The 13577-nt window shown below is 49.3% G+C and carries 11 protein-coding genes; 10 read left to right on the top strand and 1 reads right to left on the bottom strand.

Annotated features, from left to right (window positions below; translation table 11 throughout):
- The first annotated feature begins 195 nt into the window (after positions 1-195).
- The 4 genes from GWC95_RS13835 (at position 196) to GWC95_RS13820 (ending at position 6512) form a co-directional block, all read left to right on the top strand.
- Complete coding sequence (locus GWC95_RS13835; RefSeq protein WP_161819315.1) at positions 196-2934, top strand: 2-oxoglutarate dehydrogenase E1 component; 2739 nt, start codon at positions 196-198, stop codon at positions 2932-2934.
- Positions 2935-3068: 134 nt separating this feature from the next.
- Entirely contained in the window at positions 3069-4313 is a 1245-nt protein-coding gene (gene odhB, locus GWC95_RS13830) for a 2-oxoglutarate dehydrogenase complex dihydrolipoyllysine-residue succinyltransferase (RefSeq protein WP_161819314.1), read from the top strand.
- An 18-nt stretch (positions 4314-4331) separates the two neighbouring features.
- A complete protein-coding gene (locus GWC95_RS13825) occupies positions 4332-5228 on the top strand; it encodes a hypothetical protein (protein ID WP_161819313.1) in 897 nt (298 codons plus the stop codon).
- Between the two features lie 99 nt (positions 5229-5327).
- On the top strand, positions 5328-6512 hold the full coding sequence (locus GWC95_RS13820; protein WP_161819312.1) for an RsmB/NOP family class I SAM-dependent RNA methyltransferase: 1185 nt from the start codon (positions 5328-5330) through the stop codon (positions 6510-6512).
- 70 nt (positions 6513-6582) lie between these two features.
- Here the strand turns inward: GWC95_RS13820 and mnmA are convergent, their stop codons facing one another.
- Positions 6583-7689: a tRNA 2-thiouridine(34) synthase MnmA gene (gene mnmA / locus GWC95_RS13815; protein WP_161819311.1), complete on the bottom strand. Its 1107-nt coding sequence runs from the start codon at positions 7687-7689 to the stop codon at positions 6583-6585.
- A gap of 146 nt (positions 7690-7835) precedes the next feature.
- Here mnmA and GWC95_RS13810 point away from each other — a divergent pair, with 146 nt between their 5' ends.
- The 6 genes from GWC95_RS13810 to GWC95_RS13785 all read left to right on the top strand — a co-directional run bounded on the left by GWC95_RS13810 (position 7836) and on the right by GWC95_RS13785 (position 13570).
- A complete protein-coding gene (locus GWC95_RS13810; protein ID WP_161819310.1) occupies positions 7836-8561 on the top strand; it encodes a TlpA family protein disulfide reductase in 726 nt (241 codons plus the stop codon).
- A 111-nt stretch (positions 8562-8672) separates the two neighbouring features.
- Positions 8673-9110: a single-stranded DNA-binding protein gene (locus GWC95_RS13805; RefSeq protein WP_161819309.1), complete on the top strand. Its 438-nt coding sequence runs from the start codon at positions 8673-8675 to the stop codon at positions 9108-9110.
- A gap of 256 nt (positions 9111-9366) precedes the next feature.
- Positions 9367-9897 carry an REP-associated tyrosine transposase gene (locus tag GWC95_RS13800; RefSeq protein WP_161819308.1) on the top strand — a complete coding sequence of 177 codons (531 nt, stop codon included), beginning with the start codon at positions 9367-9369 and terminating at the stop codon, positions 9895-9897.
- Positions 9898-10152: 255 nt separating this feature from the next.
- The gene (locus tag GWC95_RS13795; protein ID WP_161819307.1) at positions 10153-11223 is read left to right on the top strand and encodes an Ldh family oxidoreductase; all 1071 of its coding nucleotides are present in this window, start codon (positions 10153-10155) and stop codon (positions 11221-11223) included.
- 5 nt (positions 11224-11228) lie between these two features.
- The gene (locus GWC95_RS13790) at positions 11229-12089 is read left to right on the top strand and encodes a chitinase (RefSeq protein ID WP_161819306.1); all 861 of its coding nucleotides are present in this window, start codon (positions 11229-11231) and stop codon (positions 12087-12089) included.
- A gap of 170 nt (positions 12090-12259) precedes the next feature.
- Positions 12260-13570, top strand: a complete 1311-nt coding sequence (locus tag GWC95_RS13785) for an aspartate kinase (RefSeq protein ID WP_237722160.1) — start codon at positions 12260-12262, stop codon at positions 13568-13570.
- Positions 13571-13577: the final 7 nt, after the last annotated feature.

The following is a 13577-nucleotide window of genomic DNA, read 5'->3' as shown; positions in this document are numbered from 1 at the left end:
CGGGCAAAACGGGGTGAAAAGACGGTGCCAGGTAGGCTAAAAAAATCGTTTTGTTGAATGCCCCGGTTCACCGGATCTTAACTCTTTTGACTAGTTTCTTAACCTTCGCCGAATCTTGGCTTTCTGTTCCTTGTTTCTTGCCGCTAAAGGCCGATATTTGCCGACACTTGATAAAAAGCAGTACAATTTCTCCAAATGAAGGACTTTTCTTACATCACCAATTCGCATCCCGCTTATATAGAGGGGCTTTACAACGACTTCGTAAAAGACCCGGCCAGTGTGGATCCCGACCTCAGGAAATTTTTTGAGGGATTTGATTTTGCAGTGTCCAACGGCTTGTCAACCAACGGAAAAGCCCCCACAACCGCACCAGCCGGTATCGATTGGATGAAAGAGATCAGGGTATACCGTCTCATCCTGGGGTACCGCAACAAAGGGCACCTGCTGGCGAAGACCAACCCGATCCGTACGCGCAAGGACCGCGGGGCCAACCTGGACCTGTCGTTTTTCGGGCTGTCTGATGCAGATATGGATACGGTGTACCAGGCCGGGAACCTGATCGGCCTCGGGGCGGCGAGCCTGAAAGACATTCTCGCGCATTTGCAGAAAACCTATTCAACGCATGTAGGCATCGAATTCAAATACATCAGCGACCAGGCAAAGATCGACTGGCTGACCACCGAAATGGAGAAGAATTTTTCAACGCCCATTTCACTCGACCAGAAAAAACGCATCCTTGAAAAGCTGAACCAGGGTGTGATGTTTGAGAAATTCCTTCACACAAAATACATCGGGCAGAAGAGGTTCTCGCTCGAAGGGGGAGAAACAACCATCGCAGCACTTGATGCGATCATTAACGTAGCCGCCAACAACGATGTACAGGAAGTAGTGATCGGTATGGCGCACCGCGGGCGTTTGAACGTGCTCGCCAACGTAATGGGCAAAACCTACGAGCAGATCTTCAGCGAATTTGAAGGTACCGCAACGATGGACCAGACCATGGGCAGCGGCGACGTAAAATACCACATGGGCTATGGAAGCGAAGTGCAAACGGCCGATAATAAAACCGTGCATCTCAAACTCATGCCCAACCCATCGCACCTCGAGGCAGTAGACCCGGTGGTGGTTGGTTTTGCAAGGGCCAAAGCCGATGTATTATACAAAAGCGATTTCGACAGGATCCTTCCGATATTGATACATGGAGACGCTTCGGTGGCCGGCCAGGGTATCGTGTACGAAGTGTTGCAGATGAGCAACCTCCGCGGTTATTATACAGGCGGTACCATACATTTTGTGATCAACAACCAGATCGGTTTCACCACAGATTTTGATGATGCGAGAAGTGCGGATTATTGCACATCGGTAGCCGCAATGGTTCAGGCGCCTGTTCTGCACGTGAATGGCGACGACGCAGAAGCCGCAGTGAAATGCGCAGAGATCGCAACGCGCTACAGGCAGGAGTTCAACAGCGATATCTTCATTGATATGGTTTGTTACCGCAAACACGGCCACAACGAGGGCGACGATCCGAAATACACGCAGCCACAGTTGTACGCACTCATAGACAAGCACCAGAACCCGCGCGAGATCTATACACAATACCTGATCGAGAACGGCGAAGCCGATGCGCAGGCGCTGGCAAAGGAAATGGAGAAGAAATTCTGGGCCGACCTGCAGGAACGTCTCGACGAGATCAAACAAAACCCATTGCCCTACAAATACCAGCAACCGGAACTGGCATGGAAAAGCCTGCGCAAAGCAAAAGAGGAAGATTTTGATGTGTCGCCCTCTACCGCGATCACGGAAGAAGAAGCAAGGAAATTATTCGGCGACCTGATGAAATGGCCGTCGGATTTTCAACCGCTGAAAAAAGTGGAGAAACTGATCCAGGAAAAAATAAAAGTACTCGAAACAGACCAGAAGATAGATTGGGCAACTGCAGAACTGATGGCCTATTCATCGCTGCTCGTTGCCGGGAACATCGTGCGCATGAGCGGGCAGGATGTGCAGCGCGGAACCTTTAGCCACAGGCACGCGATATTGCGCGACGAAAACACGAACAAGGGCTACAACCGCCTGAATCATTTCAAAGAGGACCAGGAAAAGTTCCGCATCTACAATTCTTTGTTGAGCGAGTACGGTGTACTTGGTTTTGAATACGGCTACGCGATGGCAAATCCAAATGCGCTGGTGATCTGGGAAGCACAGTTCGGTGATTTCTCAAATGGCGCACAGACAATGATCGACCAGTTTATCGCCGCGGGCGAACAAAAATGGCAACGGCAGAACGGGGTGGTCATGTTATTGCCGCACGGTTACGAAGGCCAGGGCCCCGAGCACAGCAGTGCGCGGCTGGAACGTTTCCTGCAGATGTGTGCCGAGCTCAACCTGGTGGTCACAAACATCACAACAGCAGCTAACCTTTTCCACGCATTGAGGAGACAGCTGGCATGGAGCTTCCGCAAACCGTTGATCAATTTCTCGCCCAAGGCAAACCTCAGGAACCCTGTAACGTTTAGCCATATCAACGATTTCACCAGGGGAGGGTTCAAAGAAGTGATCGACGATGCATTTGCCGACGATGCGGCGCAGGTGAAAAAAGTTTTGCTGTGCAGCGGCAAACTGTATTTCGAGCTGGCGGAAAAACAACAGAAAGAGAACAGGAAAGACATTGCGATCGTGCGTCTTGAACAGATCTACCCGCTGCCTCAAAAACAACTCGATGTACTGCACAAGAAATACAGCAAGGCAACCTGGTTCTGGACACAGGAAGAACCGCTTAACATGGGCGCGGCCTCGTTCCTGACGATGAACCTGAAATCGATCAACTTCGGCGTGATCAGCAGAAATGCAAGCGCATCAACCGCCACGGGCTATCATAAGGTGCATGGACAGGAGCAGGCGGAGATTATTGAAACAGCGTTTAATATTTAGTAACGTAATTGTCCGCCGAATTAGTAATTAGCAATGAATAATTAATAATTTAAAAATCATCCAATAAATCATCAGCCCAATTCCTAATTACTAATTGCTAATTATTAATTAAAAGTGGGTGTTAAACATTTTTTATGATTGATATAAAAGTTCCAACGATAGGCGAATCGATAAGCGAAGTGACTTTGTTGAAATGGACAAAGAAGGAAGGAGAATACGTAGAACGTGATGAGGTGATCGCAGAACTGGAAAGCGAAAAAGCAACATTTGAAGTGAACGCAGAAAAAGCGGGAACGCTGAAGCCGCTTGCCAAAGAGGGCGATACATTGAACATCGGTGATGTGCTGGCGCAGATAGACGAAACGGCCACCAAACCCGAAGCCAGTGCTGCGCCCCAAGCAGAGGCCCCGGCAGCAAAACCGGCAGAAGCGCCGAAAGCTGCACCTGCACCGGTAACCAACCAGGCGCCGGTAACTTCTGTTCCGAACGATATCAAGGCCACACCGGTTGCATCGGCAATCATTGCCGATAAGAAAGTAGATGCATCATCCATCAAACCATCAGGAACAGGTGGTAAGATCATGAAAAACGATGTGCTTGAAGCATTGAACAACCCAGGCAAGAAAGCATTTGCAGGCACCGAACTGATGAGCCGCAACGTACGCACCGAAAAGATGAGCGCATTGCGCAGAACCATCAGCAGGCGCCTGGTAGAAGCGAAGAATACAACCGCCATGCTTACCACTTTCAACGAAGTGGATATGACACGCATCATGGAAGTGCGTAAACAGTTCAAAGACAAGTTCAAAGAGAGCCACGGCGTGAACCTCGGTTTCATGAGCTTCTTTGCGAAAGCATGCGCGATCGCACTGGGCGAATGGCCATCGGTGAACGCATACATCGACGGGGATAACATCGTGTACCACGACTATGCCGATATCAGCATCGCAGTAAGTACACCGCGCGGTTTAACAGTACCGGTAATGCGCAATGTAGAAAGCATGAGCATGGCGGATATAGAGAAAACCGTTGTAACACTTGCGGGTAAGGCGCGCGACAGCAAGCTCACCGCAGAAGACCTGCAGGGAGGAACATTCACCATCACCAATGGCGGTGTGTTTGGAAGCCTGATGAGCACGCCGATCATCAACATACCACAAAGCGCCATATTGGGGATGCATAAAATACAGGAAAGGCCGATGGCGATCGATGGAAAAGTGGAGATCCGTTCTATGATGTACCTCGCGCTGAGCTACGACCACCGCATCATCGACGGAAGGGAAAGCGTGAGCTTCCTGGTAAGGGTGAAAGAATTGCTCGAAAACCCCGAACTGCTGCTGCTGGGGAAAGATCCCGTAAAGACTTTGCTTGAATTATAATTTTTGTAAATTCAGCATATGAAACGAAACCAGCTGTTTGCTTTTTGGGCCGTTGTCGTTGTACTGCTCGCAAGCTCCTGCCAGAAGCAATACGAACGCCCGGATATAACCCTTCCAACAGGATCGGGCGGTGGCGGCGGAACAACAGGTAGCACTACCGGCTCCTTGCTGATTAAAGCAGAGGCCAAAACAACAGGCAACACAACAGAGGGCAGCGTTACAAACTACGAATGGGACGCAAACAACAGGATGACGAAAGTTGTGGTTTCGGTTACCGATAGCTCAAACAACACGGTCAGTATTGCCTATCGTTTTGTAAGGGATGCTTCGGGCAGGGTTACAAAGATCATTTCAAATTCGTTTTCGGCCGTGCAACCGGGCGCAGGTTTTCCTGATAGTATTTACATAGATGTTCATTACCCACCGGGGTCAAACGACTTCGACTATTCAAAATATACAGTGGATTTTGGGGGATTGAGTTTGACCGACAGCGTTGCCTACAAATATTCAAACGGCACGATGGTATCGCGGACGGATTATTCCGGGTTTTCCGCAATCGGCGGAGTTACGATGGCACAGCATAGCACCTTCGAGTACGCAAACCAGAACCTCACGAAGATCAAGGTATTTGCTGCAGGAAACCTCACTACGCCGGCGGCAACAACCACCTGCGCGTACGACAGCAAGAATGCTGCGCTGCCAACAGGCAACGAATCTTTCCTGCCAGGGATGAACCTGGCAAGCGTTTCTAAAAACAATCCATCACAGGAATCTACGGCAGACAATACAGGGAGCGTGATCTTCCTCGCCAATTATACATTCCAATACAACGCAGATAACTACCCTGTAACGGGAACGATCACAACAGCCAAACCATCTGCGAAAACACAGACCGTAAAATTCACCTACAAATAAAAGAAACAGGCATCGGGGAACAGGGAAACAAGTACCCGGGATTATTCTGAACATGATCCTGAATGCCTGTTTCCCTTTTTCACTTGACCTTGTAAGAAGATGATCAAGTATGCCCAACAATATCTCCGTTCCGCTGTTGCCGTGATCGCGCAGTATGATGGTGTGCTGCCATTGTCGGCGTTCCTCAAACAATATTTCAAAGCCAACCCGAAATTCGGATCAAAGGATAGAAAAAACATAAGCCATCTCTGTTACACTTTTTTCCGTGCGGGAAATGGGGTCAACACCTCATCGGTCGAAGAAAAAATAAAGGCATCCGTTTTTATCTGTGAAACAAATGCCGACGATTGGGGGCTGCTGGTTGATGAGCAATGGCGAAACAACTGGAACGCGGATATCGAAGCGAAATGGCGCTTTGTGGCTTCTGTTTTCCCGGGGTCCGATCCGGCGAATCTATTTCCATGGAACCAGGAACTGAGCAGCGGAATCGATGCAGTACCGTTTGCTGTTTCTCACCTGGTGCAACCCGATCTTTTCCTGCGCATTCGCCCAGAGCGAAGCAGGAAAGTGTTTGAAAAATTATCGGCCGCAAAGATCCCGTTCAGGCAGGTTTCGGGTAATTGCCTGGCGTTGCCCAATGCCTCAAAGATCGACGAGGTGCTCAACATTGATACGGAGGTGGTGATACAGGACCTGAGTTCGCAACGGGTGGGCGATGTGTTGAAGTTGTGTATCGATGATTCAAAGCTCACCAAAACGGTTTGGGATTGTTGCGCGGCAAGCGGGGGCAAATCGATACTTGCCTTTGATCTTATCAAAAACATCCAGCTCACCGTTTCGGATGTGCGCGCCTCGATATTGCGCAACCTGCAGGATCGTTTTGAAAGGGCCGGTATTAAAAATTACCATTCTTTCGTTGCAGACCTGGCAGGAGAGCTAAAGGTTCCACCCACCAGCTACAGGATCGTTATCTGCGATGCCCCATGCAGCGGCAGCGGCACCTGGGGAAGAACGCCGGAGCAATTGCATTTTTTTACAAAGGATAAAATAGACAGCTATTCGGCCCTTCAAAAAAAGATCACAACAAACGTGATCCCTTATATTGAAGAGAATGGCTACTTCCTGTACATCACCTGTTCCGTTTTTAAAAAAGAAAACGAAGAGATCGTATCCCACCTTCTTGAAAGCAAAAAACTGGAACTGGTAAGATCGGAATTGTTGAAAGGATATGAAGAGAAAGCAGACAGCATGTTTGTGGCATTGTTCAGGAGAAGCAACGCTTGAAGAAATCAAAAAGGGTTAAAAATTTTTAACCCTTTTTGTAACTCTTGACTCTCTATTTTAATCCGGTGCGCTAGCTCAAAACAAGTTCACCTCTCTGTATGATCCCTCCGCCAATAACATCGTTTCCTTCGTAGAACACGGCGCTTTGCCCGGGCGCGATGCCTTTTACATTTTCATAGAACCGCGCACGTATGCCATTGGGAGCATTGTATAGGTTGCTGAGTGCACCTTTGTCTTTGTAACGGATCTTGGTAATGGCTTCCATACCATCCGAAATGCCATCGTATTTCATCCAGTTGATCTTGCCAACCATCATGTCGTTTTGGTCCAGATCAGATTCATCACCCAGCACTACAGTATTTGTTTCGGGGTTGATGGCGGTTACATACACGGGATGTCCCATGGCAACAAGGCCCTTGCGTTGTCCCACGGTGTAAAAGGGATACCCTTTGTGTTGCCCGAGTTTTTTGCCAGATTTGTCAACAAACCAGCCTCCGTTCACTTTTTCCTCCAATCCTTCAACCCGGTTTTTCAGGAAACCGCGGTAATCGTTATCGGGAACGAAGCAGATCTCGTAGCTCTCGCTTTTTTTGGCCAGTTCCGGGTAACCGAGGTCCACGGCCATCTGGCGGATATCGGATTTGTGATAGCCACCGAGCGGCAGCATGGTGCGGCCCAGGAGTTCCTGGTCGAGCCCCCACAATACATAGCTCTGGTCTTTTGTTTCGTCCAGCCCCTTGCTAATCACATACCTCCCGTTATCATGCTGGCGAACGAGGCCGTAGTGGCCCGTTGCAATGAATTCGCAGTCCAGCGCATCGGCTCTTTTGAGCAGGGCGCGCCATTTGATATGTGTATTGCACATCACACAGGGGTTGGGGGTGCGGCCGGCGAGGTATTCGTCCACAAAATTCTCGATCACAAAATCGCCAAACTCCTCGCGTATATCGAGAATAAAATGCGGGAAGCCGTGGTGAACCGCTGCCTGTCGCGCATCGTTGAACGAATCTATATTGCAACAACCTGTTTCTTTGGTACTGGTGCCGCTGCTGGCATAGTCCCATGTTTTCATGGTAATGCCAACCACCTCGTAGCCTTCATTATGGAGCATGAGTGCAACCACGGTACTGTCGATACCGCCGCTCATTGCCACCAAAACCTTTCCTTTACGGCTCATAAAATAAATGTATGCTTCGGCCGCGAAGTTAGAACAACTAAAGGAGAAGAACCGGGAACCGCGCCCGCGGGCGGTTTCGAAAGGGGAAATTTTAACAATAGATGGTTCAAAAATGATATATTAGACATCCGATCAAACCAGATTTTATGAAATTACTGTTTACAGCCTTCCTGGCTTGTATGTTTTCGCTGGCTGCTTCTGCCCAGGCAACCGGGTCAAAAGTGGTGCAGCGGTCCAGGTCGCTTAGCGATTTTGTTGTGAAAGATTCTTCGGGTACGGTTTATCCCACGAATATTGTGCAGGGGTTATTGATGACGGGCAAATACACCATCCGCCCGGTTCCGGGCACAAATGAGGCGATGCTTGTGCCGCTGAGCGAGAAGGAGCGGGAGTTTAGAGAGGCCAGCCTGCCGAAACCGAAAGAAAGTAATTTTTTCAGGGAAGGCGATGCGCTTTCGCCATTCCGCGAACGCGATATGAAAGGCAATAAATACAACCTGAAGGAGCTGGCGGGAAAAGTGGTGGTGTTGAATTTCTGGTTCATCAATTGCCCGCCCTGCCGGCGCGAGATCCCCGAGCTGAACGAGGTAGTGGCGAAATACAAGGAAAACAAGGACGTGGTGTTTCTTGCCATTGCGCTAGACCAGAAAGCGGACCTGCAGGATTTCTTAACGACAACGCCGTTCGATTACAATATCGTAGACGACGGGAGGTTCACGGCGCAGAAATACGGCATCAATCTTTTTCCAACGCATGTGGTGGTAGACCGGCAGGGGAAAATACTGTTTCATACATCCGGATTTTCATCGGCCACGCTGCCGTGGTTAAGGAAATCGATAGAAGCGGGATTGAACAATACAACGGTCAAGTAAAAGCAACCGGTTATTTAACCCCATTTTATACAGTGAAGAAAAACTTGTTTATGCGGTAAATACGCAATTGTAGTATTTTCATTCCTTTGATATTTACAAAAACAAATCATTATGATAAAGCTTCAGGTAATTGGAAATTTAGGGAAGGATGCGTTGGTCAACAATGTCAATGGTAAGAACGTGATCAACTTCACTGTTGCACATACAGAGCGTTTCAAGGATGCGCAGGGCAACCAGAAAGACAAAACCGTTTGGGTTGATTGCGCGTACTGGACAGACCGCACGGCCGTTGCCCCTTACCTCAAAAAAGGCACACAGGTTTATGTGGAGGGCCAACCCGATGTAAGAACGTACAATACCCAGGACGGCCGCCAGGGTGCCACATTAACCCTTCGTGTATTGAGCGTACAGTTATTGGGCAGCCGTCCGGAAGGTGGCTCCGGTGGCGGAGGTTACCAGCCTTCACAACCTTCGTATGCTTCCCAACCACCGGCGTCAGCGCCATCGGCGGGAGAGATCACAGAGCCGTTGGACGATCTGCCGTTTTAATGGAAAATGGATTTTTTTGAAGAAAGAGATGCCCAGCATCTCTTTCTTTTTTGGTATGGGCCGTGGGATAGCAATCACTATGCAGAATCGGACGACGCCATTGTCCCCGCGGCTTTGATACCGGCATGGGCCGCAGCCTTCCGTCAACCTGTTCAATTTCTGGAATTGAATTAATACGAAGTATTAATTCAACCCGTAGTCGCTCGGCTCCGCCGAGTGACTTTTATAAATTGGCTTCCAAGCCAATTTATAAACCATGAGCGAGTTACGAAAAGCAAATTACGACGGCATTTTCTTCATCACCCTGACAGTAGTCAGTTGGGTAGACGTATTCACACGCAGCAACTATTGCGAAGAAATCATCCGCAACATTAAGTTCTGCCAGCAACACAAAGGGTTGGAACTGTATGCCTATGTTATCATGAGCAACCACATGCATTGGATAGCCGGACAACGTGATGGTAAACTCAACTTGTTGCTGCGTGATTTTAAAAGCTATTCTGCCAAACAGCTGCTATCTATGATCTATAACAGCCCATACGAGAGCCGGCGCGACTGGATGAAAATCGTTTTCCAGTACAACGCGAAATACCAGAAACAAAATGCGGAGAATATGTTTTGGCAAAAGACGAATCATCCGGTTGATTGCTATAGTCCGAAAGTGATGATGCAAAAAATCAACTATGTTCACGAAAACCCGGTGAGGGCGGGATTGGTAAAGAATGCCGGTGATTGGTGGTATAGTAGCGCGAATGAAAGATCGCCAATTGAAGTATTGCCTTTTTAAGGGGGATTGGGCCGGAGGCCGGGGATAGCAGTCACTCGGCGGAGCCGAGCGACTGGATGTGTGAGGCTGGGGATAGTAGTCATTTGGCGAAGCCGAGCGACTGTGTGTGCGACTGAATGGGTGAGGCGGCGATAGTAGTCATTTGGCGAAGCCGAGCTGCTGCGTGCGGCCGTTGATAGTATTCACTCGGCGGAGCCGATCAACTGCGTGTTTTGTTTCGGCAATAATTTATCTTGCGCTCCTAACCACCACGCAATGCATTTTTCCTACGATCATCTCTATCATTTTACACATACCGTTTTCACAAAAATGGGATGCCCCGATTCACAGGCGGCAACCGCTGCAAAAGCCTTGCTGTCTGCCGATGTTCGCGGAATAGACAGTCACGGTGTTGCCCGGCTCACCGGCTATGTACGTTTGTGGGAAGCCAAAAGAGTGAACGCCACGCCTGATATCAGGATCGTTCACGAAACACCATCAACCGCTGTGGTCGACGGCGATGCAGGCCTGGGCCTCGTGGTTGCACCATTTGCCATGCAGGTGGCAATTGAAAAAGCAAAAACTGTAGGTACCGGATGGGTAAGCGTGCGCAACACAAATCATTTTGGTATCGCGGGTTACCACGCATTGATGGCCCTGCAGCACGATATGATTGGCATGGCAATGACCAACGCAAGCGCATTGGTGGCGCCCACGTTTTCGGTTGAAAAAATGCTGGGCACAAACCCGATCGCCGTGGCCATACCGGCAGGCCAGCAACCCCCGTTTGTTGCAGACTTTGCAACCACAACCGCCGCCAATGGTAAACTGGAACTGCTGCAACGCAAAAACGCCGATACGCCATTGGGCTGGGTGCAGGATAAAGACGGCAACCCATCCACCGATGCCAATATCCTGAAAAAGCAGGGCGCATTGCTTCCACTGGGCAGCGACAGGGAACACGGCAGCCACAAAGGATATGCATTGGGAAGCATCGTTGATATTTTTTCCGCAGTGCTGAGCGGCGCGTCGTATGGCCCGTGGGCACCGCCGTTCCCCGCATACGTGCCAATGCCTGAAAACATGCCGGGCAAAGGACTGGGGCATTTTTTTGGAGCGATGCGCGTGGATGCGTTTCGCCCGGCAGATGAGTTCAAACAGCATATGGACAACTGGATACAGCGCTTCCGTTCAGCAACGCCAGCGGAGGGACACGACAAAGTATTGATCCCCGGCGATCCTGAACGTGAAATGGAAAGCATCCGCATGACAGAGGGCATTCCGCTGGTTGATAGCGTGGTCAAAGAATTGAGAGAAGTGGGCGCTAAATTTGCTATAACCCTTTGATGTTTTTGCCGAAGATCATACCGCCGTTAAAAAACACTGCACTGTTGTGCTTCGTTTTTATGCTTTGCACCTTGCAAACACATGCACAGCGGAGCAACGTCCGCAAATACCTTTCAGAAAAAAAATGGAACGAACTTTTCCCAAACAGGATTGGCATCGATCCTGCCCATGCCAGTAAAACCGCCATCGATTTTTATTCATACAAGTCATTTCTTGCAGCCGCAGACTCCTTTCCCCAGTTTCTTTCTAACCCCGATCCGGTTATACAGAAACGCGAACTCTGCGCCTTCCTTGCCAACATCGCGAAAGAAACAGGAGGTGGGTGGGACGATGCGCCGGGTGGTTATTACAAATGGGGGCTTCGCTATACAGAAGAGCTCAACTGTGTAAAGGGCTGCCCGCAATACAGCGATCCATCCAAAAAAAATTACCCGCCTGTTGCCGGGCAATCTTACCACGGCCGCGGCCCGATACAGATCAGCTGGAACTACAATTACGGCCAGTTCAGTGAGGCCTATTTTAAAAACAAAAATGTTTTGCTCAACGATCCGTCGCTCATCACAAAAAACGCGCAACTTGCTTTTGCTTCCGCGTTGTGGTTCTGGACAACGCCCCAATTCCCAAAACCTTCCTGTCATGAAGTGATGTCGGGCACCTGGCAGCCATCGCCCAAAGACATAGATGGCGGGCGCCTCCCGGGTTTTGGCACGGTTGTGAATGTGATCAATGGCGGAATTGATTGCGGCCCTTCGGGCGATCCGGATACAAAATACCGCTACGGCTATTATCTGTTCTTCTGCAGGTATTTCAATGTAACGCCGGGCGACAATGTAGAATGCAGCAATCAAAAGCCTTTCGGTTCTTAGTGTTGTTTTTTATAACTGACATTTGTTAGCCCTCACAATCCCGCAGTTCTCCGCAGTCTCCTGCAAAGCGCGCAATTATTAATTTGAACTGTTATTTACTGATTATCGGGTTACATTTGCACGAATATTCAATCACTAAAAAATCGGGGAGGGGGTTTCACATGAAAGTAATGAAGTTTGGCGGTACCAGTGTGGGTAAGCCGGAACGTATGCACCAGGTATCGCAACTGATCACCAGGGATGCAGAGCCAACCATCGTTGTATTAAGCGCATTAAGCGGTACAACCAATGCATTGGTAGAGATCAGCAATAGTTTAGCACAGGGCGACCGCACCGGCGCCAAACAGAAGATCGATAAGCTGGAGGCGCATTACAGGGCTTTTGTGCTGGATCTTTTGAAGGAAGAACATACAAGGGCAAAAGCGAATGCTGTTATCACGGAACATTTTGAGTTCCTGAACATCATCCTCCGGATTTCATTCAGCGAAGCGTTGAACAAAGATATTCTTGCACAGGGCGAACTGATGAGCACAAAACTCTTCAGCACTTACCTGGAAGAAAAAGGCATCGATCACATGCTGTTGCCTGCGCTTGAGTTTATGTCGGTGGATTCGAACGAAGAACCGCAGCTCGGCAGCATCAAGATCAAACTGAGCCAGTTGCTGCAACAGAACAGCGATAAAAAATTATTCATCACGCAGGGATACATCTGCCGCAATGCGAAAGGTGAAGTAGACAACCTGAAACGTGGCGGAAGCGATTACACAGCTTCACTGGTGGCCGCGGCCATCAACGCAAGCGTTTGCGAGATATGGACGGATATCGACGGTATGCACAACAACGATCCACGCGTGGTTGAAAAAACAAATGCCATCAAACAACTGAGTTTTGACGAGGCCGCCGAGCTTGCTTATTTCGGTGCAAAGATCCTGCACCCAACCTGTATCTGGCCCGCGCAACTGGAAAACGTTCCCGTAAAATTGCTCAACACCATGCAACCCGATGCGGCCGGAACGGTGATCATGAAAGAAGCCGGAACCGTTGGCGTAAAAGCGGTGGCAGCCAAAGACGGCATCATCGCCATCAAAATAAAAAGCAGCCGTATGCTGCTGGCTTATGGCTTCCTGAGAAAAGTATTTGAGGTGTTTGAAAAATACCATACGTCTATCGACATGATCACCACTTCTGAAGTTGCGGTCTCAGTTACCATCGATTCCGACACATCGTTGAAACAGATCGTAAAAGAACTTGAACCCTTTGGAACGGTTGATGTGGAAAAGGACCAGTCCATCGTATCCATTGTTGGTAATGAAATTGCACAAACAGATCACGTGCTGCAACGCTTGTTCACCGCCATCAGCGAAGTACCGGTAACCATGGTAAGCTACGGCGGCAGCCCGCACAATATTTCATTGCTGGTACCAAGCGCACACAAAACCCGCATGCTCCAGTTGCTGAACAGCGGGCTGTTCGGTTTGTAGCGCTATA

Origin of the sequence: Sediminibacterium roseum, from assembly GCF_009939005.1 — a bacterium.
Classification (GTDB): Bacteria; Bacteroidota; Bacteroidia; order Chitinophagales; family Chitinophagaceae; genus Sediminibacterium; species Sediminibacterium roseum.
Note: the sequence above shows the minus strand (reverse complement) of the source record. Positions and strands in the feature narration are given on the sequence as shown.

Bases quoted from the DNA above. Each gene is read 5' to 3' on its own strand.
- GWC95_RS13835 (WP_161819315.1), top strand. From the start codon at position 196: ATGAAGGACTTTTCTTACATCACCAATTCGCATCCCGCTTATATAGAG.
- odhB (WP_161819314.1), top strand. From the start codon at position 3,069: ATGATTGATATAAAAGTTCCAACGATAGGCGAATCGATAAGCGAAGTG.
- GWC95_RS13825 (WP_161819313.1), top strand. From the start codon at position 4,332: ATGAAACGAAACCAGCTGTTTGCTTTTTGGGCCGTTGTCGTTGTACTG.
- GWC95_RS13820 (WP_161819312.1), top strand. From the start codon at position 5,328: ATGATCAAGTATGCCCAACAATATCTCCGTTCCGCTGTTGCCGTGATC.
- mnmA (WP_161819311.1), bottom strand. From the start codon at position 7,689: ATGAGCCGTAAAGGAAAGGTTTTGGTGGCAATGAGCGGCGGTATCGAC.
- GWC95_RS13810 (WP_161819310.1), top strand. From the start codon at position 7,836: ATGAAATTACTGTTTACAGCCTTCCTGGCTTGTATGTTTTCGCTGGCT.
- GWC95_RS13805 (WP_161819309.1), top strand. From the start codon at position 8,673: ATGATAAAGCTTCAGGTAATTGGAAATTTAGGGAAGGATGCGTTGGTC.
- GWC95_RS13800 (WP_161819308.1), top strand. From the start codon at position 9,367: ATGAGCGAGTTACGAAAAGCAAATTACGACGGCATTTTCTTCATCACC.
- GWC95_RS13795 (WP_161819307.1), top strand. From the start codon at position 10,153: ATGCATTTTTCCTACGATCATCTCTATCATTTTACACATACCGTTTTC.
- GWC95_RS13785 (WP_237722160.1), top strand. From the start codon at position 12,260: ATGAAGTTTGGCGGTACCAGTGTGGGTAAGCCGGAACGTATGCACCAG.